Origin of the sequence: Paraburkholderia tuberum STM678 (assembly GCF_902833905.1) — a bacterium.
GTDB lineage: Bacteria > Pseudomonadota > Gammaproteobacteria > Burkholderiales > Burkholderiaceae > Paraburkholderia > Paraburkholderia tuberum.
The window spans coordinates 69,777-90,133 of the sequence record NZ_CADFGP010000029.1; the positions used below are offsets into that span (position 1 = coordinate 69,777).

The 20,357-nt window shown below is 65.9% G+C and carries 19 protein-coding genes; 10 read left to right on the top strand and 9 right to left on the bottom strand.

The annotated features are described in order from the left end of the window. Positions 1–107: 107 nt before the first annotated feature. Entirely contained in the window at positions 108–1,169 is a 1,062-nt protein-coding gene (locus tag HWY30_RS23980) for a DMT family transporter (RefSeq protein WP_090800602.1), read from the bottom strand. 304 nt (positions 1,170–1,473) lie between these two features. Between HWY30_RS23980 and dapC the strand changes: the two genes are divergently transcribed. From dapC to cls, 6 genes are all read left to right on the top strand, one after another. After that, positions 1,474–2,694 carry a succinyldiaminopimelate transaminase gene (dapC, locus tag HWY30_RS23985; protein ID WP_090805349.1) on the top strand — a complete coding sequence of 407 codons (1,221 nt, stop codon included), beginning with the start codon at positions 1,474–1,476 and terminating at the stop codon, positions 2,692–2,694. A gap of 73 nt (positions 2,695–2,767) precedes the next feature. Further along, positions 2,768–3,595: a 2,3,4,5-tetrahydropyridine-2,6-dicarboxylate N-succinyltransferase gene (dapD, locus tag HWY30_RS23990; protein ID WP_090800603.1), complete on the top strand. Its 828-nt coding sequence runs from the start codon at positions 2,768–2,770 to the stop codon at positions 3,593–3,595. Continuing rightward, positions 3,595–3,960: an ArsC family reductase gene (locus HWY30_RS23995; protein ID WP_090800605.1), complete on the top strand. Its 366-nt coding sequence runs from the start codon at positions 3,595–3,597 to the stop codon at positions 3,958–3,960. The genes dapD and HWY30_RS23995 overlap by 1 nt, the downstream gene beginning before the upstream one ends. Positions 3,961–4,102: 142 nt before the next feature. Further along, entirely contained in the window at positions 4,103–5,242 is a 1,140-nt protein-coding gene (gene dapE / locus HWY30_RS24000; protein ID WP_090800606.1) for a succinyl-diaminopimelate desuccinylase, read from the top strand. Positions 5,243–5,256: 14 nt separating this feature from the next. Then, on the top strand, positions 5,257–6,141 hold the full coding sequence (gene prmB / locus HWY30_RS24005; RefSeq protein ID WP_090800608.1) for a 50S ribosomal protein L3 N(5)-glutamine methyltransferase: 885 nt from the start codon (positions 5,257–5,259) through the stop codon (positions 6,139–6,141). Between the two features lie 201 nt (positions 6,142–6,342). Continuing rightward, positions 6,343–7,830, top strand: a complete 1,488-nt coding sequence (cls, locus tag HWY30_RS24010) for a cardiolipin synthase (protein ID WP_090800609.1) — start codon at positions 6,343–6,345, stop codon at positions 7,828–7,830. 10 nt (positions 7,831–7,840) lie between these two features. Here the strand turns inward: cls and HWY30_RS24015 are convergent, their stop codons facing one another. After that, positions 7,841–8,320, bottom strand: coding sequence for a glutathione peroxidase (locus HWY30_RS24015; protein ID WP_090800611.1), 480 nt, complete (start codon positions 8,318–8,320; stop codon positions 7,841–7,843). A gap of 166 nt (positions 8,321–8,486) precedes the next feature. Between HWY30_RS24015 and HWY30_RS24020 the strand changes: the two genes are divergently transcribed. Both HWY30_RS24020 and HWY30_RS24025 read left to right on the top strand, forming a co-directional pair. Beyond that, entirely contained in the window at positions 8,487–10,442 is a 1,956-nt protein-coding gene (locus HWY30_RS24020) for an ATP-binding cassette domain-containing protein (protein ID WP_090800612.1), read from the top strand. Between the two features lie 108 nt (positions 10,443–10,550). Then, complete coding sequence (locus HWY30_RS24025; RefSeq protein WP_090800614.1) at positions 10,551–11,606, top strand: CaiB/BaiF CoA transferase family protein; 1,056 nt, start codon at positions 10,551–10,553, stop codon at positions 11,604–11,606. 70 nt (positions 11,607–11,676) lie between these two features. Here HWY30_RS24025 and HWY30_RS24030 read toward each other — a convergent pair whose 3' ends face one another. From HWY30_RS24030 to alr, 3 genes are all read right to left on the bottom strand, one after another. Next, a complete protein-coding gene (locus tag HWY30_RS24030; RefSeq protein WP_090800615.1) occupies positions 11,677–11,955 on the bottom strand; it encodes a DUF2866 domain-containing protein in 279 nt (92 codons plus the stop codon). A gap of 153 nt (positions 11,956–12,108) precedes the next feature. Beyond that, positions 12,109–13,485 (bottom strand): DNA repair protein RadA, encoded by a 1,377-nt coding sequence (gene radA, locus HWY30_RS24035; RefSeq protein ID WP_090800617.1) that lies wholly within the window; start codon positions 13,483–13,485, stop codon positions 12,109–12,111. A gap of 3 nt (positions 13,486–13,488) precedes the next feature. Continuing rightward, positions 13,489–14,559 carry an alanine racemase gene (gene alr, locus HWY30_RS24040; RefSeq protein ID WP_090800619.1) on the bottom strand — a complete coding sequence of 357 codons (1,071 nt, stop codon included), beginning with the start codon at positions 14,557–14,559 and terminating at the stop codon, positions 13,489–13,491. Between the two features lie 218 nt (positions 14,560–14,777). Between alr and lplT the strand changes: the two genes are divergently transcribed. Both lplT and thiD read left to right on the top strand, forming a co-directional pair. Beyond that, on the top strand, positions 14,778–16,085 hold the full coding sequence (gene lplT / locus HWY30_RS24045; protein WP_090800620.1) for a lysophospholipid transporter LplT: 1,308 nt from the start codon (positions 14,778–14,780) through the stop codon (positions 16,083–16,085). Positions 16,086–16,146: 61 nt separating this feature from the next. Then, a complete protein-coding gene (thiD, locus tag HWY30_RS24050) occupies positions 16,147–16,953 on the top strand; it encodes a bifunctional hydroxymethylpyrimidine kinase/phosphomethylpyrimidine kinase (protein ID WP_090800622.1) in 807 nt (268 codons plus the stop codon). 6 nt (positions 16,954–16,959) lie between these two features. Here thiD and HWY30_RS24055 read toward each other — a convergent pair whose 3' ends face one another. From HWY30_RS24055 to tsaB, 4 genes are read right to left on the bottom strand one after another with little or no spacing between them, the layout of a single operon-like run. Further along, the gene (locus HWY30_RS24055) at positions 16,960–17,991 is read right to left on the bottom strand and encodes a DUF1853 family protein (protein WP_244144977.1); all 1,032 of its coding nucleotides are present in this window, start codon (positions 17,989–17,991) and stop codon (positions 16,960–16,962) included. Continuing rightward, positions 17,988–18,971 (bottom strand): uracil-DNA glycosylase, encoded by a 984-nt coding sequence (locus tag HWY30_RS24060; RefSeq protein WP_090800623.1) that lies wholly within the window; start codon positions 18,969–18,971, stop codon positions 17,988–17,990. Before HWY30_RS24060 ends, HWY30_RS24055 begins: the two co-directional genes overlap by 4 nt. Next, on the bottom strand, positions 18,958–19,452 hold the full coding sequence (rimI, locus tag HWY30_RS24065; protein WP_018417621.1) for a ribosomal protein S18-alanine N-acetyltransferase: 495 nt from the start codon (positions 19,450–19,452) through the stop codon (positions 18,958–18,960). The genes HWY30_RS24060 and rimI overlap by 14 nt, the downstream gene beginning before the upstream one ends. Beyond that, the gene (gene tsaB, locus HWY30_RS24070; RefSeq protein WP_090800625.1) at positions 19,449–20,285 is read right to left on the bottom strand and encodes a tRNA (adenosine(37)-N6)-threonylcarbamoyltransferase complex dimerization subunit type 1 TsaB; all 837 of its coding nucleotides are present in this window, start codon (positions 20,283–20,285) and stop codon (positions 19,449–19,451) included. Before tsaB ends, rimI begins: the two co-directional genes overlap by 4 nt. Positions 20,286–20,357: the final 72 nt, after the last annotated feature.

Consider the following 20,357-nt stretch of genomic DNA (forward strand, 5'->3'; position numbering starts at 1 on the left):
CGGCCCCGCGCAACCTCGCGAGCCTTCGCAATTTGGTTGCCGGCTGCATGCGCTCATGCATATCTGAGGCACGCACAGGTACGCATGCGCCGGCTAATGAGGGGGAATCATACCATCGCGCGTGGACGATTCTTACCGCCCTTTCGGCGGTCGTCACTGTTGCCGTCAGGGCCGTGTTCGTCACCGCGATGGTCGCCGCGTTTGCTACCGCATTGACCACCGCGTCCATCGTCGCCGCCGGGCCCCTCCGTGTTCCCGATGGCGGGATCGGGCGGCGCCAATTTCGTCCGATGCACCCAGCTCGACAAGGCCGACGCGAGCACGATGCACGCGCCGCCGGCCCATTCGCGCGGGCCCGGTACTTCGCCGGCGAACAGCCACGCCGACAGCGCCGTCACGACGAGTTCGAACAGCATGATGATCGACGCGCGATTGGCCCGCACGCGCGCGAGCCCGTATTGCACGAGCATGTTGTTCGACGCGAGCAGCAGACCGAGACCGAGCACCAGCAGCGTCGCCGTGCCCAGATGCGCGCCGACGGGCGGCGCGGGCATCGGCTCGAACAGCGACGCGAGCGCGCCGAACAGCGCCGCGCCGCCGAAGATCACCGCGGTGCGCATTTCGGGCTTCATGTCCGGCAGCACGCGGCTCGTCTTCAGGATCAGCACGTTGCTCATCGCGAAGCCCATGCCGCCGGCGAGCCCGGCCCATTCGGCGGGATTGCCGGGTACCGGAATGCCGAGACGCGGCGACCATAGCATCGTCATCGCGCCCGCGAGCGACAGCGCGGCCAGCGCCGCGCCCGACCACGTGAGCCGCTCGTGCAGGATGAAATGCGCGAACAGCGCGGTCCACGCGGGCGTCAGATAGAACAGCAGCAGCACGCGCATCACCTGACCGTGGATCGCGCCCCACACGAAGCCGAGATTCGTGACGCCCGCGGCGAGCGCGAGCGCCGGCAGCAGCCAGTGCCACCGCACGGTCTTCAGCGCGCCATTCCGCACGAGCAGCACGAACAGGCAGCCGGTGCCGCTCGTGAGCGCGCTCGCGGCGGTGCCGGTCACCCCGAGCGCGGCCAGCATCCGCAGCGGATACCAGACCATCCCCCAGACCGACGCGCCCAGCATGATCGCGAGCGTCGGCCAGCCGTTGCGAAGCCAGTTGGTCATGGGGCGGGACTCCGACGGGCGTCGTGGGCGGGTCGTCTGAGGGTCCAGCCGGCCGTCTCCTGAACTGCTGCGTACATTGCTGCTCCTGCGTATTCTTTTACGCGAACCGTGGCGGATTTCGCGCCGTTCCCGCCGCGGCGCCCCGGTGTGCCGCCTCGCGGATTGCTCCCGCGCCGCGCGCCAGGCTCCCGCCTGGTCCGCGGGCGCGCCACGCTATAATCGTCCGTTCGCCGCCGCCCGCCGGCGCGCGTGCCCGGTTGTCCCGCCATTCGTCCGCGTCCATCCCGATCAGGCCATTTCGTCCGTGAATCCGCTACTCGACTCCCTTCAGCCCTATCCGTTCGAAAAGCTGCGCCTGCTTTTCAAGGACGTCACGCCGCCGGCCGGCCCTGCGCACATCAGCTTCGGCATCGGCGAGCCGAAACATCCAACCCCGCCGCTGATCCGCGACGCCGTCATCGATTCGCTCGGCGGCCTCGCCGCGTACCCGGCCACGCTCGGCTCGGCGCCGCTGCGCGAGTCGATCGCGAAATGGATCGCGCAACGCTACGACCTGCCGCCGCTCGATCCGCTGACCGAGGTGCTGCCGGTGGCGGGCTCGCGCGAGGCGCTGTTCGCGCTCGCGCAGACGGTGCTCAATCCGCGCCGCGATGCTGACGGCGAGCCTGCGATCGTACTCTGTCCGAACCCGTTCTACCAAATCTACGAAGGCGCGGCGCTGCTCGGCGGCGCGCAGCCGTACTTCGTCAACAGCGACCCGGCGCGCAACTTCGCGTGCGACTACTCGGGGGTGCCCGCCGACGTCTGGGCCCGCACGCAACTGCTGTACGTCTGCTCGCCGGGCAACCCGACCGGCGCCGTGCTCACGCTCGACGACTGGCGCGAGCTGTTCGCGCTATCGGACCGCTACGGCTTCGTGATCGCGTCGGACGAGTGCTACTCGGAAATCTATTTCGACGAGTCGAAGCCGCCGCTCGGCGGACTGGAAGCGGCGCACAAGCTCGGACGCGGTTTCGAGCGCCTCGTGATGCTGTCGAGCCTGTCGAAGCGCTCGAACGTGCCGGGCATGCGCTCGGGCTTCGTCGCCGGCGACGCCTCGATTCTCAAGGCGTTCCTGCTGTACCGCACGTACCACGGCACGGCGCTCTCGACGGTATTCCAGAGCGCGAGCGTCGTCGCATGGAGCGACGAGACACACGTGCGCGAGAACCGCGCGAAGTACCTGCGGAAGTTCACGACCGTCACGCCGATGCTCGCCGACGTGCTCGACGTGCGGCTGCCCGACGCCGCGTTCTACCTGTGGGCCAACGTCGAGCGCACCGGCCTCACGGACACCGAGTTCGCCCAGCGCCTCTACGCCGACTATAATGTGACGGTTCTGCCGGGCTCGTTCCTCGCGCGCACCGCGCACGGCGTGAACCCCGGCCGCAATTTCGTGCGCCTCGCGCTCGTCGCCGACGTCGACGAATGCACGGCGGGCGCGCAGCGGATCGTCGAATTCTGCCGCTCGCTCAGTGTCAACTGAGTGCAGCCTGAGCCTCGCTCGAGCTACACGGCATCCCCTTCTTCAGACTTCAACCCTTCAGATAATCACGCATATGTCGCAACAACTTCAGAGCATCATCGATACCGCCTGGGACAACCGCGCCGAACTGTCGCCGAAGGCCGCGCCGGCAGAAGTGCGCGAAGCCGTCGCCCACGCGATCGAGCAACTCGATAAGGGCGCGCTGCGCGTCGCCGAAAAGAAGGACGGCGACTGGGTCGTCAACCAGTGGCTGAAGAAGGCCGTGCTGCTGTCGTTCCGTCTGGAAGACAACGCGCCGATGCCGGCCGGCGGCTACAGCCAGTTCTACGACAAGGTGCCGTCGAAGTTCGCGAACTACACCGCTGAAGACTTCGCCGCCGGCGGCTTCCGCGTGGTGCCGCCCGCGATCGCGCGCCGCGGCTCGTTCATCGCGAAGAACGTCGTGCTGATGCCGTCGTACACCAACATCGGCGCGTACGTCGACGAAGGCACGATGGTCGATACGTGGGCCACCGTCGGCTCGTGCGCACAGATCGGCAAGAACGTGCACCTGTCGGGCGGCGTCGGCATCGGCGGCGTGCTGGAGCCGCTGCAGGCCAACCCGGTCATCATCGAAGACAACTGCTTCATCGGCGCGCGCTCGGAAGTCGTCGAAGGCGTAATCGTCGAGGAAAACTCGGTGATCTCGATGGGCGTGTACCTCGGCCAGAGCACCAAAATTTACGACCGCGAAACCGGCGCAGTCACGTACGGCCGCATTCCGGCGGGATCGGTCGTGGTGGCGGGCAACCTGCCGTCGAAGGACGGCACGCACAGCCTGTACTGCGCGGTCATCGTCAAGAAGGTCGACGCGAAGACGCGCGCGAAGGTCGGCCTGAACGAGTTGCTGCGAGGCGATTGATGGCGCGCGGCACCAAAACCGTCGTCTACGGCATTCCGAACTGCGACACCGTGAAGAAGGCCCGTGTGTGGCTCGAAGAGCACGGCGTCGAGTTCGAGTTCCACGACTTCAAGAAGGCCGGCGTGACCGAGCCGCTCGTGCAGGACTGGCTCAAGGACGTCAAGCTCGAGGCGCTGCTGAACCGCCGCGGCACGACGTGGCGCGCTCTGTCCGACGACATGAAGGCGGCCGCGGAAACGCAGCCGGGCGCGATCGCGCTGATGATCCACAAGCCGTCGGTGATCAAGCGGCCGGTACTGGTCGTGAACGGGCGGGTGAAGTCGCTCGGCTTTTCGGCGGACGAGTACGCGGCGCTGTTTGTCTGAGCGCGGCGCTGAAGCGCCAGGCTCGAGCACGAGGTAGTCGAACGCGCGGCCTCGCGCCGCGTCGTTCAAAGGCTGTTGCCGGCTGCGGTGCCTCACCGCGAGCCGGCATTTTTTCATTTCAAAAGTGGCTTGTACTGAATCCATGTCCGGCACCCTCGCCCTTACCGAACAACTGATCGCGCGCGCGTCCGTCACGCCCGACGATCAGCATTGCCAACGTCTCCTGATCGAGCGCCTCGCCGCGCTCGGCTTCGAGCACGAGACGATCGAATCCAACGGCGTGACCAACCTGTGGGCCGTCAAACGCGGCGTCGACGGCACGCAAGGCAAGCTGCTCGCGTTCGCCGGCCACACCGACGTGGTACCGACCGGCCCGCTCGAACAGTGGCGCTCGGCGCCGTTCGAGCCGACCCACCGCGACGGCAAGCTGTACGGCCGCGGCGCGGCGGACATGAAGGCGTCGATCGCCGGCTTCGTCGTCGCGAGCGAGGAGTTCGTCGCCGCGCACCCCGCGCACCGCGGCTCGATCGCATTCCTGATCACGAGCGACGAGGAAGGCCCCGCCACCGACGGCACCGTCAAGGTCGTCGAAGCATTGCAGCAGCGCGGTGAGCGCATGGACTACTGCATCGTCGGCGAGCCGACCTCGAGCGAGCGTTTCGGCGACATGGTCAAGAACGGCCGGCGCGGCTCGATGTCGGGCAAGCTGATCGTCAAGGGCGTGCAGGGCCATATCGCCTACCCGCATCTGGCGAAGAATCCGGTGCACCTGCTGGCGCCAGCGCTCGCCGAACTCGTCGCCGAGCGCTGGGACGAAGGCAACGAATATTTCCCGCCGACCACCTGGCAGGTGTCGAACCTCCACAGCGGCGCCGGCGCGACCAACGTGATCCCCGGCCACGCGGACGTGATGTTCAACTTCCGCTTCTCGACCGCGAGCACCGTCGAAGGACTGCAAAAGCGCGTGCATGCGATTCTCGACAAACACGGCCTCGAATACGAACTGCAATGGACCGTGAGCGGCCTGCCATTTCTCACCCCGAGCGGCGAGCTGTCGAGCGCGCTCGCGCAGGCGATCAAGGACGAAACCGGCGTGGACACCGAACTGTCGACCACCGGCGGCACCTCGGACGGCCGCTTCATCGCGCGCATCTGCAAGCAGGTGATCGAGTTCGGTCCGCTGAACGCGAGCATCCACAAGATCGACGAACATATCGAAGTCGCCCATATCGAGCCGCTGAAGAACGTGTATCGCCGCGTGCTCGAACAACTGATCGCGTAACCTGGAACTTTGCGATGACGCTTCCTTTTTGCACCGTCCGCGACCTGCTGCGTTATGCAGTGTCGCGTTTTAGCGAGGCCAAACTGTCGTTCGGCCACGGCTCGGCCAATGCCTACGACGAAGCCGCCTATCTGATCCTGCACACGCTGCATTTGCCGCTCGACCTGCTCGAACCGTTTCTCGACGCGCGCCTGACCACGGCCGAAATCGAGGCGGTGCTGAAAGTGATCGAGCGACGCGCCGCCGAACGCGTGCCGGCCGCGTACATCACGCAGGAAGCGTGGATGCACGGCTATCGCTTTTACGTCGACGAGCGCGTGATCGTGCCGCGCTCGTTCATCGGCGAGCTGCTGCAGGACGGCCTGCAGCCGTACGTCGAGGACCCCGAGCAGGTCGGCGCGGTGCTCGAACTGTGCACCGGCTCCGGGTGCCTCGCGATCCTCGCCGCGCACGCGTTCCCGAACGCCGACGTCGACGCGGTCGATCTGTCCGCGCCCGCGCTCGAAGTCGCGACGCGCAATGTGCTGGACTACCACCTCGACGAGCGCATCGCGCTGTTCGAAGGCGATCTGTATGCGCCGCTCGCCGAGCGCCGCTACGATGTGATCATCAGCAATCCGCCGTACGTCAACGCCACGTCGATGCAGGAGCTGCCGGCCGAATACAAGCACGAGCCGGAGATGGCGCTCGCGGGTGGCGCGGACGGCATGGACATCGTGCGACGGATCATTGCCGACGCGCGCAACTGGCTGACCGAAGACGGCGTGCTCGTCATCGAGATCGGCAACGAACGCGAGCACGTCGAGGCCGCGTTCGGCGGTCTCGACCTCGTGTGGCTGTCGACCAGCGCCGGCGACGACAACGTGTTTCTGATCCAGGCCAGCGACTTGCCGGTCTGAGTCCGGCATGCTGAGCGTTTGATCGTCGTTTCAAGCGCGTTTCTCAGGCAGGGGCACGAGCAATCGCCGCGACAGCGCGTGGCCTTGCCCGCAACCGCAGCCTGAGCCCGTTGCCCGACGCGTTCGCCGCAGACCACGGAGCGAGCCCGTGCCCGCCTCCGTTTCCTGAACCACGGCGCTTCGCCAACTGTTCGCGAGCTTATGTCATTCGACCTGCTTCACGTCGGCACGCTGGTTGCTGTTGCCCACATTCTCGGCATCATCGCGGCCGCTCACGCGATTCTCCATACCCGCACCTCGCAAGGGGCGATCGCGTGGGCCGTGTCGCTGGTCGCGATGCCTTATCTGACGCTCATACCCTACCTGTTCCTTGGCCGCAGCAAGTTCGCCGGCTACGCGGACGCGCGCCGCGTCGAGAACGAGCTGCTGCGCACGCGCGCGCATCCGCAGGTGTGGGACACGCAGGCGTCGTCGGCCGGGGTGCCGACGCAGCAGCTCGGCTCGCGGCTCGTGCAGTCGCTGACGCGCCTCGGCGGCATGCCGTTCCTGCCCGGCAATACCGTGCGCACGCTGGTCAACGGCACGGCGACTTTCGAGGCGATCTTCGAGGCGATCGAGAACGCGCGCCGCTATGTGATCGTGCAATTCTTCATCGTGCGCGACGACGCGCTCGGCGACATGCTGAAGGACGCGCTGATCGCCAAAGCCAAACAGGGCGTGCGGGTCTACTTCCTGTATGACAGTATCGGCAGCTTCGATCTGCCGCACCGCTACGTCGCGGCGCTGCGCGCCGCCGGCATCGAGATGCAGCCGTTCGCCACGAACCGCCTCTTCGTCAACCGTCTGCAACTGAATTTCCGCAATCACCGCAAGATCGTGGCGGTCGACGGCGAGCGCGCGTTTGTCGGCGGTCATAACGTCGGGGTCGAATATCTGGGCGCGAAGCCGCCGCTGTCGCCGTGGCGCGATACGCACATCGAAGTGCGTGGTCCGGCGGTCGCAAGCATCCAGTTCGTCTTCATCGAGGACTGGTACTGGGCCACGCAGCAGTTGCCCAAGTTCGACGCGCCGGCCGCGGATTCCGTGACCCCATCCTTCGACCAGCCCGGCGACCACGGCGCCAACGAGCGCGCCGCGAATAACATGCACTGCCTCGTGCTGCCGAGCGGCCCGGCCGACAAGCAGGAGACCTGCTCGCTGTTTTTCGTTGAAGCAATCAACGCGGCACGTGAACGCATCTGGATCACGACGCCCTACCTCGTCCCCGACGAAGCCGTATTCGCTGCGTTGCGCCTCGCTGCGCTGCGCGGCGTCGACGTGCGCATCCTGATTCCGAGCCGGCGCGATCACCTCGTGGTGTTCGCGGCGTCGAAGCTCTATGCGTACGACTCGCTGCGCGCGGGCATTCGCATCTTCCGCTATCAGCCGGGCTTCCTGCATCAGAAGGTCGTGCTGATCGACAGCAGCGCGGCCGCGATCGGCAGCGCCAATCTCGACAACCGCTCGTTTCGCCTGAACTTCGAGATCATGGTGCTGACCGTCGACCGCGGCTTCGCGCTCGAAGTCGAGACGATGCTGCTCGACGACTTTGCCGAGTCGCGCGAAATCGACGGCGACGAGTACCGCAAGTCGAACGCGCTGCGACGCATGCTGATGCACGTCGCGCGGCTCTTTTCGCCGATCCTGTAGGCGTGCCCGCTTACAGCAGCGCTTCGATATCCCCGGTGATCGCCTCGGGCTTGGTCAGCGGCGCATAGCGCTTGACGACGTTGCCGTCGCGGCCGATCAGAAACTTCGTGAAATTCCACTTGATCGCCTCGAGACCGAGCAGTCCCGGCGCCTCGATCGTCAGATAGCGGAACAGCGGGTGCGCGTTCGGGCCGTTCACGTCGATCTTGTCGAACATCGGAAACGTCACGCCGTAGTTCTTCTCGCAGAAGCTGCCGATCTGCGCGGCGTCGCCCGGCTCCTGCTTGCCGAACTGGTTGCACGGAAAACCGAGCACCGCGAGCCCGCGCGCCGCGTACGCGTCATACAGTTTCTGCAAGCCCGCGTATTGCGGCGTGAACCCGCATTCGCTCGCGGTATTGACGATCAGCATCACTTTGCCTTCGTACTGCGCGAGACTCGCTTCCTCGCCGCCGAGCGTGCGTGCCGAAAACGAAAAGATCGATGTCATGTGCCCTCCCGTGAAAGCCGTCAGTCTATGCCAAAAGCGCTGCCGATACAGTCGGCCGGATGGCCGATGAGCGCTGCGCGCGAAGTGACAGACCGGCAATCGGCGCCGCGCGCCCGGCAACGCGCCGGGCAGTCTAAAATAGCGGTTTTCTTCAGCCGGCCACGTCGTGATCCGCTTCAATCAGTTCAGCCTCGCGCGCGGCACCAAGCCGCTTTTCGACAACACCACATTCACCTTGAACCCCGGTGAAAAAGCCGGCCTCGTCGGAGCGAACGGCGCGGGCAAGTCGACGCTGTTCGCCGTGCTGCTCGGCGAGCTGCACGCGGACGGCGGCGATTTCTCGATCCCGCCGACCTGGCGCATCGCGCACGTCGCGCAGGAAACGCCCGCGGTCGACAAAACCGCCCTCGCCTACACGCTAGACGGCGACGCCGCGCTGCGCGACATCGAAGCGCGCATCGCTTCGGCCTCCGCGGCGCACGACGGCGCGGCAGAAGCCGAAGCGCACGCCGCGTTCGCCGACGCCGACGGCTACACCGCGCCGGCTCGCGCCGAAGCGTTGCTGCTCGGCCTCGGCTTCACGCTCGACCAGACCCGCGAGCCGGTCAGCAGCTTCTCGGGCGGCTGGCGCATGCGCCTGAATCTGGCGCAGGCGCTGATGTGCCGCTCCGATCTGCTGCTGCTCGACGAACCGACCAACCACCTCGACCTCGACGCGATCGTCTGGCTGGAAGATTGGCTGAATCGCTATGCGGGCACGCTGATCGTGATCTCGCACGACCGCGAGTTCCTCGATTCCGTCTGCAACGTCACGCTGCATCTCGAGAACCAGCAGATCAAACGCTACGGCGGCAACTACTCGCAATTCGAAGTGCTGCGCGCGCAGCAGATCGCGCTGCAACAGAGCGCGTACGAAAAGCAGCAGCGCACGGTCGCGCATCTGCAGAGCTACATCAACCGCTTCAAGGCGCAGGCCACCAAGGCGCGTCAAGCGCAAAGCCGGGTGAAGGCGCTCGAGAAGATGGAGCTGATCGCGCCCGCGCACGTCGGGTCGCCGTTCACGTTCGAGTTCCGCACTCCCGACTCCGCGCCGAATCCGATGATGGTGATGGAAGACGTGCGCTGCGGCTACCATGCCGAAGACGGCAGCGAGACTCCGATCGTCGAGCGCGTGATGCTGTCGATCCAGAATGGTCAGCGCATCGGCCTGCTCGGCGCGAACGGCCAGGGCAAGTCGACGCTGATCAAGACGCTCGCGGGCACGCTCGAACCGTTGAGCGGCCACGTACGCGAAGGCAAGGGTCTGCGCATCGGCTACTTCGCGCAGCATCAGCTCGAAACGCTGCGTCCGGACGACACCCCGTTGCAGCACCTCGCGCGTCTCGCGCCCGATACGCGCGAGCAGGAGCTGCGCGACTTCCTCGGCAGCTTCAACTTTTCCGGCGACATGGCGACCGCGAAGATCGCGCCGTTCTCGGGCGGCGAGAAGGCACGCCTCGCGCTCGCGCTGATCATCTGGCAAAAGCCGAACCTGCTGCTGCTCGACGAGCCGACCAACCACCTCGACCTCGAAACGCGCCACGCGCTGACGATGGCGCTCGCGCAATTCGAAGGCACGCTGATCCTGGTCTCGCACGACCGGCATCTGCTGCGCGCGACGACCGATCAGTTCATGCTGGTCGCGAAGCATCGTCTGCAGGAATTCGACGGCGATCTCGACGACTACCGCGACTGGCTGCTGCAGCATGCGGCCGAGCAGCGCGCCGCGCTGAAGGCCAATGCTTCCGGTGCGTCGGACGCAGCGTCCAACGGCGCGGCAAGTGGCGACAGCAACGTCAATCGCAAGGAACAGCGTCGCCTCGAAGCGGAAACGCGGCAGAAGCTCGCGCATCTGAAGAAGCCGCTGCAAAGCCGCATCGCGAAGATCGAAAGGGAAATGGACGCACTCAACGCGGAGAAAGCGACGCTCGATACATTCGTCGCCGATCCCGCGAGTTACGAACCGGAGCAGAAGAGCAAGCTGACGGAGGCGATCCGCCGTCAGGCAGACGTGAACGCGCGCCTCGACACGCTCGAAGCCGAATGGCTCGAGACGCACGAGGAACTCGAACAGATCGGCTAGCGGCACCGCGCCGGCATCCACGGGAGCTTGGCCTTGTCATTTGCGAATTCATCGTCCGGGTTATCGGCCCCAGAATCCGTAGCTGCATCGGCAGCCGATGCGCCGCCGTTGCAAGGACTGCGCGTGCTCGACCTCACGCGTCTGCTGCCGGGTCCGGTGGCCGCGCTGCGCCTCGCCGAGCTCGGCGCCGATGTGCTGAAGATCGAGGCGCCCGGCGCGGGCGACCCGACTCGCACGATGATGCAGTCGTCGAGCGATCGTGTCGCGGGCCGACCCGGCGCGTTTTACCGGATGGTCAATCGCGGCAAGCGCGAGACGCGCCTCGACCTCAAGTCCGAAGCAGGACGCCAGGTGCTGCGCGCACTCGCGGCTGAAGCCGACGTGCTGATCGAGAGCTTCCGGCCCGGCGTGATGGAGCGGCTCGGCCTCGGCTACGCGACGCTCAGCGCAGCCAATCCGCGGCTCGTCTTTTGCGCGATCAGCGGATATGGCGCGAGCGGTCCGTTCGCGGACCATGCCGGCCACGATCTGAATTACATCGGCTATGCAGGCGTGCTCGATCAACTGGCGAACCGCGACGGTGCGCCGATCCTGCCGAACTTCCAGATCGCCGATCTGCTCGGCGGCGCATTGAGCGCGGTCACGCAAATTCTCGCGGCGCTCTGGCATGTCGCGCGAGGCGGCGCGGGCCGCTTCGTCGATGTATCGATGACGCACACGAGCTATGCGCACAACTTCGTCGCGCAGGTGTCGCTCGTCAACGAAGGTGCGGCGCCCGCCGCGGGCAGTGGTCTGTTGAACGGCGGCGTGCCCTGCTACAACCTCTACCGCACCAGCGATGAACGCTGGCTCGCGGTCGGCGCGCTCGAATTGAAGTTCTGGGAAACGCTGTGCATGGCGCTCGATCGGCCGGAATGGGCGACGCGTCACTGGAGCCTGGGTCAGGCGATCGGCGGTCCCGATGCCGTGGCACTCATTCAGGAAGTCGCCAATCTGATCGCGACGCGCACGCTCGGCGAATGGGTGGAATCGCTGGAATCGCTCGATTGCTGCGTGTCGCCGGTGCTGACGCCCGCTGAAGCGGCGCAGCATCCGCTGTTCAATCCGCACGCGTATGCGGCGGTGGCCGCGAGCGCCGCCGACTCACACGACGACGAGGCCTAATGCGCGTGGCGAAGCCGCGACGCGGGCGCAATGAAGATCAAGGCCCGGTCAATCGAAAAACCCGCCGCCGTCAACGCCGCGTCGGCGTCTGCCTCGGCAGCGTTTGCCGAGGCGACTTTTCGTCGTCGTACAGCAGGTGCTTGCGGCCTTCCACATGGCGGCTGATCGTGGCACGCACTTCGGCGGCCGTTACGTCTTCGGCCACCACCCGCCGCGAGATCTGGCCCGCGGTGTCGATCCACTCGACGATCCGGCAAGCGCCGCCCCACGGCTGATGAATCGGGGCGGAGACCCGGCAGCCGCGCACCTGGATGTTATGGTGGGCAGCGGTTTCACGAGACTGTTTCAAGGCGCGATCCTTTTTCGAGCATCAGACGGGATGCATATCCTTACAGCTTAGAAAAAAGGTATGGCGACCAGGTTACAGCCAATATGAAGATATTTACCGGGCATTACGGTACCGCAAGCGTACAAAGTACTGGCGAGCCGTCCCGGCCCCCGTCTATTCGAGCGTGCGGACGCGGTCGATGGCCTGTTCGATCCGTTCGACCGCAACGACCTGTAAGCCTTCGATTGGCTGTTTCGGCGCATTGGCCTTCGGAATCACCGCCACCGAGAAGCCGAGCTTGGCTGCTTCCTTCAGGCGCTCCTGACCGCGCGGCGACGGCCGGATTTCGCCGGCGAGGCCCACTTCGCCGAATACGACGAGCCCCTTCGGCAGCGGCTTGTTGCGCATCGACGAATGGATGGCGAGCAATACCGCGAGGTCGGCGGCGGGCTCGGAGATCTTCACCCCGCCCACCGCGTTCAGGAACACGTCCTGATCGAAACAGGCGATGCCCGCGTGCCGATGCAGCACCGCGAGCAGCATCGCGAGCCGGTTCTGTTCGAGGCCGACCGCAAGGCGTCGCGGATTTGGCGCGTTGGCCGCATCGACGAGCGCCTGCACTTCGACGAGCAACGGCCGCGTGCCTTCCTGCGTGACGAGCACACATGAGCCCGGCACCGACTGCTCGTGCTGCGATAAAAACAATGCCGACGGATTCGCGACGCCGCGCAAACCACGCTCGGTCATCGCGAACACGCCGAGTTCGTTGACCGCGCCGAAACGGTTCTTGATCGCGCGCACGAGACGGTACGACGAGTGCGTATCCCCCTCGAAATACAGCACCGTATCGACGATATGTTCGAGCACGCGCGGTCCCGCGAGCGCGCCCTCTTTCGTCACGTGCCCGACCATGATGATCGTCGTGCCCGACTGCTTGGCGATGCGCGTGAGTTGCGCCGCGCACTCGCGCACCTGCGCGACCGAGCCCGGCGCCGATGTCAAAGCATCCGAATAGACGGTCTGGATCGAATCGATCACGGCGACTTCGGGCCGTTGCTCCGTGATCGTCGCCTGAATTTTTTCGAGCTGGATTTCCGCGAGCAATTGCAACTCGCTTGCCTTCGAGCCGGGTTCGAGCAACGCCAGCCGTTGCGCGCGCAACGCGATCTGCGCGCCAGATTCTTCGCCGCTGATATAGAGCGCGCGTTTGTCCGCCGCGATTTCCGCGAGCGATTGCAACAACAGCGTCGATTTACCGATGCCCGGATCGCCGCCGATCAGCACCACGCCGCCCGGCACGAGGCCGCCGCCGAGCACGCGGTCGAATTCGCCGACGCCGGTGGAAAAGCGCGGCACGTCCGACGCGTCGATGTCGGCGAGGCGCCGTACCGGCGTGCTCTTCGCGAGCGACTGGAAACGGTGACCCGACGGCGCCTCCGCGACCGATTCGACGAGCGTGTTCCACGTCTGGCAGGACGGGCATTGACCGGACCACTTCGGCGACTGTCCGCCGCATTCCCCGCAGATGTACAACGTCTTCGCTTTCGCCACGCGTTACTCCGCCCGAACCGGCACACGCGGCGCGACCGCGCACATCAGCTCGTAGCCGATCGTGCCGCAGGCCTGCGCGACGTCGTCGATGGGCAGCCCGGTGCCCCACAATTCCACGCGCGAGCCGACGTTGGCGGTCGGCACCGGGGTCAGGTCGACGGTCAGCATGTCCATCGACACACGTCCAACGACCCGTGTGCGCACGCCATCGACGATCACCGGCGTGCCTTCCGGCGCGACGCGCGGATAGCCGTCCGCGTAACCGCACGCGACCACGCCGATGCGCATCGGACCGCGCGCAGTGAACCTCGACCCATAGCCGACCGAGCTGCCTTCGCCGAGCGTCTGCACGGCGATCAGTTCCGACGCGAGCGTCATCGCGGGCTGCAGGCCCGTGCCGTCGATCGCGGCCGTCACGCCGGACGGCGACGCGCCGTACAGGATGATGCCCGGACGCACCCAGTCGAAATGCGCTTCCGGATGCCACAGCGTCGCGGCCGAATTCGACAGACTGCGCGCACCGGCGATGCCCTGCGCGCCGCGCTCGAACGCCTCCATCTGATGCGCGATGCCGCGCTCGGCATCGGCATCGGAAAAATGCGTCATCAACGTGATCTGGCCGACGCCCTGACAGGCGCGCGCACGTTCCCACGCGGCACGGAATTTTTCGACCGTGTAGCCGAGCCGGTTCATGCCGGTGTTCATCTTCAACTGAATATTGACCGGTTTCGACAGACGCGCCATTTCGAGCATGCGCAGCTGCTCGTCCGAATGCAGCGCCGTGGTCAAACTGTAGCGGTCGATTACGTCGATGTCGGTCGGCCGAAAAAAGCCTTCCAGCAGAAGAATTGGACCCGCCCAGCCCAATTCACGCAACTTCACCGCTTCTTCGAGGTCCAGCAGCCCAAAGCCGTCCGTAGCGCGCAAACCGGGAAACACGCGCGCGAGGCCATGCCCGTAGGCATTAGCCTTGACGACGGCCCAGATTTTCGATTTCGGCGCATAGCGCCGCGCGACAGCGAGGTTATTGGCGAGAGCAGCGGTATGAATCGTGGCGGAAAGGGGGCGCGGCATGGGATTTTTTCGTAAAGACACTTGCGAATCAGCGGCTTACAGGGCGTTTTCAGCGCTCGGCGGCCCGCTGGGCGGTGCGATCAAGAATTCTGCTAGTCCGAATTCAGCTATTTTCATGATATAAAGCCGTGCGCACAACCCATTTCGATCGGCATAAGCCCGGACACATGACAAACGGCCGGGGCGGACAGACCGCAGCGAGGACAGCATCGCATCAGATGAAAAAAGGTTTTTACACCATCATGGCCGCGCAGTTTTTTTCGTCGCTGGCCGACAATGCGCTTCTGATCGCTGCTATCGCTCTGCTGAAAGATCTTCACGCTCCGAACTGGATGACGCCGCTGCTCAAGCTGTTTTTTGTGCTGTCGTACGTCGTTCTTGCCGCCTTCGTGGGCGCATTCGCCGACTCCCGTCCGAAAGGACGCGTGATGTTCATCACCAATACGATCAAGGTGGTTGGCTGCATAACGATGCTGGTCGGCGCGCATCCGCTGATTGCGTACGGCATCGTCGGCTTCGGCGCGGCGGCCTACTCGCCCGCCAAATACGGCATTCTCACCGAACTGTTGCCGCCTGACCGGCTCGTTGCCGCGAATGGCTGGATCGAAGGCACCACGGTCGGCTCGATCATTCTCGGCACGGTGCTCGGCGGCGCGCTGATCAGCCCGCATATCGCCGCGCCGATTCTCAAATGGCACGTCCCCTCTGTGAACACGCCCGCGGAAGCCGCGATGGTCGTGATCATGGCCATTTACGTGATCGCCGCGCTGTTCAATCTGCGCATTCCCGACACCGGCGCGCGCTATCCGCGACAGGAGCACGGGCCGATCCGCCTGATCACCGATTTCGCCGACTGCTTTCTCGTGCTGTGGCGTGACAAGCTCGGACAGATTTCACTCGCCGTGACGACGCTGTTCTGGGGTGCGGGCGCGACGCTGCAATTCATCGTGCTGAAGTGGGCCGAAGTGTCGCTGGGCATGTCTCTGTCCGAGGCGGCGATCCTGCAGGCGGTGGTCGCGGTTGGCGTCGCGTTCGGCGCGATTTTCGCGGCTTCGCGTGTGCCGTTGAAGAAGTCGCTGTCGGTCTTGCCGGTCGGCATCATGATGGGTATCTCCGTGATGCTGATGGCGTTCTACACGCGCGATCTGTTTCCCCCGCATTGGGGCGTGTATTTTGGCCGCATGCACGTGTCGGGCTATCTGATTTTCGCGTATATCTTCCTGATGTTCGTGGGCGGCCTGTCGGGCTTTTTCGTCGTGCCGATGAATGCGCTGCTGCAGCATCGCGGGCACGTGCTGCTGTCGGCGGGCCATTCGATCGCCGTGCAGAACTTCAACGAGAATCTGTCCGTGCTCGTGATGCTGTGCCTGTACGCGGTGCTCGTGTGGCTCGACGTGCCGGTCACCATCGTGATCGTTCTGTTCGGCACCTTCGTCTGCCTGATGATGTGGCTCGTGATGCGACGCCATCAGGCGAACCAGCGCGCCTTCGATTCGGTCGCGCTGATCGGCGAAGCCAAGCACTGATCGGCTGCGCCGGGCCGGCCGCGGCACACACGAGCGCGCCCCCCTTCTTCCTCGCTCGACCATGACTCAATCGATTCCCAATGTGCTGACGATCGCCGGTTCCGACTCCGGCGGCGGCGCCGGCATCCAGGCCGATCTGAAGACCTTCTCCGCGCTCGGCGCCTATGGCGCGAGCGTGATCACCGCGCTGACCGCGCAGAACACGCGCGGCGTGACCGCGATTCACGCGCCGGACCCGGGCTTCGTCACCGCGCAGCTCGACGCGGTGTTCGACGACATCCGCATCGACGCGGTGAAGATCGGCATGCTCGCGAATGCGCCGATCGCGCGTGCGGTCGCCGACGCGCTGCGCCGTCATCAGCCCAAACACATCGTGCTCGATACGGTGATGATCTCGAAGAGCAATCACGCGCTATTACTACCCGATGCGGTCGCGGTGGTACGCGACGAACTGCTGCCGCTCGCCGATCTGCTGACGCCGAATCTGCCGGAAGCGGCCGCATTGCTGGGCATGCAAACCGCCGCCGACGAAGCCGACATGGTCGAGCAAGGCGAAGCGTTGCGCGCGCTCGGCGCGCGCGCGGTGCTGATGAAGGGCGGCCATCTGAGCGCGACCGATAGCCCCGACTGGCTCGTGCAGGAAAGCGGCACGCTGCGTCTCGGCGGTCCGCGCGTGCCGGTGAAGAACACGCACGGAACGGGCTGCACGTTGTCGTCGGCGATCGCGGCCTTGATTGCGCAGCGCGACGATCTCGCTAGCGCGGTCGCCGATGCGAAGGTTTATCTGACGGGTGCGTTGCAGGCGAGCGAGCGGCTCGACGTCGGCCACGGCGTGGGGCCGGTGCATCACTTTCATCGGTGGTGGTGAGCGACGTCATTGCTTCGCGTAACGCCGCGCGTGCTCGGGCCAGTCGTCGGGCACGATAAAACCGCGCGAGCGTTCAAGTACACGCCCCGTGTTGTCTGCGATGAATCCGGCGACCATCGTCGGGCCGTGTTGCGGTGAGATCTGCGCGGCGAGCGTGTTTGCGTCGACGTACCACGTGTCGTCCGCACCGGCTTGCGCTCGATATTGCGGCGCGAGCCATTCGAGCCGCGGCAACACTCGCCACCTGTGCGCATGCGCGCACGCGAAAGCCGGCCAGTCGCGATGCGTGACCCACCAGCCGCGACCGTGCGCGGGATCGAGTTCGGCAGGATCGGTCGGCATCTCGCCATGCCGGTAAAACAGCCAGCCTTTGACGAACATCTGCGGCGTCCACGCGCCCGCATAGCCCGTCGAGGCAAATTCCTCGCGTGCGCTGAGCGGCAACTGATGATCGAGCAAATGCGCGAGCTTCAGATCGAGGCGATCTTTCAGATTGGGGCCGACGTAATCGGCGAGACGCGCCGCCTCTGCCCCATTCGCATCGCCCGCATGCAGATAGCACTTCACCGCGAGTTCCCAATGCAGTCGCGCGCCCTGGCGCGTGCGCACGAGGAAATCGCATTCACCGAGCGTGAGGCCCGCATGTCGTAGCGGCACACCCGCTGCGATCAGTTGCGTCGCCGGTCCATGACGAAGGAAAAAGCCCAGCAGGCGTTCGGCGTAGCGGCCAAGGCGCGTGATACGCGTTGCCGCGAGATCCTGACGCAGAAGTGCCGGCGCGACGTCGAGCGCGCGCAGCCAGTCGAGCGTGGCCTGCAATTCCTGCGGCGTGCCGAAAGGATCGGCGAGCGCGCCTGTGGGAAGCTGAGGGCGCAACAGATCTGGACTGAGCAGCAGCCACGCGAGATCGCGGACAGCGGGATCGCGCAGCGCGTCGACTGAAGCATCGCCACGCAAACCCAGCAAGGTATCGAGAAGCGCCGCGCGGCTGACAGACGCGGCGGGCATGCGCGCCGCCGGTCCCTCGGGCATCGTCACTTTGATTCGTTCGACGGCACGCCGCCGTTCGCGAGCCACGTGGCACGCGCGAGGCACAGATCCGCCCAGGCCTTGGCCTTGTCGGGCAGGCTACGCAGCAGATAGGCCGGGTGATAGGTGACGATCACCGGTACGCCCTCGTACGTGTGCACGCGGCCGCGCAACGACGAAATGCTCGCGTCGGTCTTGAGCAGACTTTGCGCGGCGAAACGGCCGAGCGCGACGATCAGCTTCGGCTTCACGAGCGACACCTGACGCTGTAGATAAGGTTCACAACGCGCGACTTCGTCCGGCTGCGGATTGCGATTGCCAGGCGGCCGGCACTTGATCACGTTCGCGATATACACGTTGGTGCCGCGCGCGAGCGCGAGCGAGTGCAGCATGTTGTCGAGCAGCTTGCCGGCCTGGCCAACGAACGGTTCGCCTTGTCGGTCCTCGTTCTCGCCGGGCGCTTCGCCGATCAGCATCCAGTCGGCCTCGCGATCGCCGACGCCGAACACCGTGTTCGTGCGCTTCTCGCACAGCCGGCACGCCTCGCATCCGGCGACGCGCTCGGCGAGCGCGTCCCAGTCGAGTGTGTGGATAGACGGCAGCGCGGGCGCGTCGCGGCGCGCTTCGGCGGGCGCGGCGGCCGATGCGGTCGGATCGTCGAACCACGCGAAGTCGTCCTCGGAAGGGGCGTCGAAAGTCGGCGGGGCTGAAAAGTCAGTTTGCGGTTCTGATGTTTCGCGCCGCGCTGCACTTTCGTCGAAGCGCGGCGTGGATTCGCGCTGCACTTGCGGCGGCTGCACCTCGGCGGACGCGCGCAGCGGTTCGCGCGAGGTCTGCGTCGCAGGCTCCGCGCGACGCAAGTCTGCCGCGCGTTCCCGCGGCGACTGCAGCGCATCGCTCTGCCCGGCCTCCTCTCGCGCCGCGAGTCCGCGACGCACCCACAACGGCGCGAGTCCGAATTCTTCGAGCACCGATTCATGCAGCGCCATCTGCGCCCTCCGTGGCTAACGACAGACGCATCACGATCGCGTCCTCCCGGCCGCGATGCCGCGCCGGATAATAATTTTTGCGCCGGCCGATCGACGCGAAGCCGAAGCGCTCGTACAACCGGATCGCCCGATGATTCGACGGCCGCACTTCGAGCAGCAGCCCCTCGAGCCTCTCCGCGTGCGTGATGCGCACCGCCTCGCGCAGCAGCGCGAGGCCTGCGCCGGCGCCTTGTGCTTGCGGCGTGACGCACAGATTCAGCAGATGCATTTCATCGACAACTGGCATCAGCACGCAGTAGCCGATCAACGTCCCCGTCACGTGACGCAGACAGACGCCGAAATAGCCATTGCGCAGCGAGTCGCCGAAGTTGCCGCGGCTCCACGGAAACTCATACGCAAGTTTCTCGATCGCGGCGACTTCGTCCAGGTCGCTTTCGGTCATCGGCGACATGTAGCGGTCCGTGAGCAGCACGCCGCTCATGGGCGCGCCTCGTCGTGGGACGGTTGGCCGGAGCCGCCATCGGGCGCGTGCTGCGCGGACTGCTCGGCGCTATGAGCCGCTTTGGCTGATTTCGCCGCTTTGTCGGCCATGCGCTCTGCGGTCGTCTGCGCGACCTTGTCGCGCACGTACTCGGGTGCGGCCTGATCGGCGCGCACCGTGCGGCCCGCATGAAACGCGCGCAGCGCCGCGTACGCGAGCGGCAACGCATGCGGCAACGCTTGGCCATCGACGCTCCGCGCGGCCGCGACCGCCGGCAAGCGCTCGCCGAACGCGGCGGCCGCGTTGCCGGCGAGTGTGAATGGCACGTCGGGCAGCACGAGCCGCTCGGGTGCATCGAGCGTCGCCGCCTGCACGGTGCGCCATTCGTGTTGCGTGTCGTCCCACGCGTAGTCGGCCCAGTAGATTTCGTCCATGCGCGCGTCGAGCGCGGCGAGCACGCGCGTCGTCGACGGATCGCGCAGGCGGGCGCTCTCCGCGCACGCGAGCAGCGTGCCGATCGGTACGACCGGCAGGTTCAGGCCGAACGCGAGGCCTTGGGCGACGCCGGTCGCCGTACGCAGTCCGGTGAACGAACCCGGACCCGAGCCGAACGCGATCGCGTCGCAATCCGCCAGCGTGAGGCCGGCTTCGTCGAACAGTTCGCGGATCGCCGGCAGCAGGCGGGTACTGGACACCGCGCCGGTTTGTTCATGACGAACCCAGACGCGCGGTTCGGCGCTGGGCTGACCGGCGGCATGGACGGACGCGGACACGAGCGCCGCCGAGCAGAACTCGGTCGATGTATCGAGGGCAAGGAGCACTGTTTGAGTCATGGACCGTATTGTAATCGGCGCGGTGCGCGTGAATGGTGGTTTGCGCGGCCGCGCCGCCCGGCTTCGCGGCCG

Bases quoted from the DNA above. Each gene is read 5' to 3' on its own strand.
- HWY30_RS23980 (WP_090800602.1), bottom strand. From the start codon at position 1,169: ATGACCAACTGGCTTCGCAACGGCTGGCCGACGCTCGCGATCATGCTG.
- dapD (WP_090800603.1), top strand. From the start codon at position 2,768: ATGTCGCAACAACTTCAGAGCATCATCGATACCGCCTGGGACAACCGC.
- HWY30_RS23995 (WP_090800605.1), top strand. From the start codon at position 3,595: ATGGCGCGCGGCACCAAAACCGTCGTCTACGGCATTCCGAACTGCGAC.
- dapE (WP_090800606.1), top strand. From the start codon at position 4,103: ATGTCCGGCACCCTCGCCCTTACCGAACAACTGATCGCGCGCGCGTCC.
- prmB (WP_090800608.1), top strand. From the start codon at position 5,257: ATGACGCTTCCTTTTTGCACCGTCCGCGACCTGCTGCGTTATGCAGTG.
- cls (WP_090800609.1), top strand. From the start codon at position 6,343: ATGTCATTCGACCTGCTTCACGTCGGCACGCTGGTTGCTGTTGCCCAC.
- HWY30_RS24015 (WP_090800611.1), bottom strand. From the start codon at position 8,320: ATGACATCGATCTTTTCGTTTTCGGCACGCACGCTCGGCGGCGAGGAA.
- alr (WP_090800619.1), bottom strand. From the start codon at position 14,559: ATGCCGCGCCCCCTTTCCGCCACGATTCATACCGCTGCTCTCGCCAAT.
- lplT (WP_090800620.1), top strand. From the start codon at position 14,778: ATGAAAAAAGGTTTTTACACCATCATGGCCGCGCAGTTTTTTTCGTCG.
- thiD (WP_090800622.1), top strand. From the start codon at position 16,147: ATGACTCAATCGATTCCCAATGTGCTGACGATCGCCGGTTCCGACTCC.
- HWY30_RS24060 (WP_090800623.1), bottom strand. From the start codon at position 18,971: ATGGCGCTGCATGAATCGGTGCTCGAAGAATTCGGACTCGCGCCGTTG.
- rimI (WP_018417621.1), bottom strand. From the start codon at position 19,452: ATGAGCGGCGTGCTGCTCACGGACCGCTACATGTCGCCGATGACCGAA.
- tsaB (WP_090800625.1), bottom strand. From the start codon at position 20,285: ATGACTCAAACAGTGCTCCTTGCCCTCGATACATCGACCGAGTTCTGC.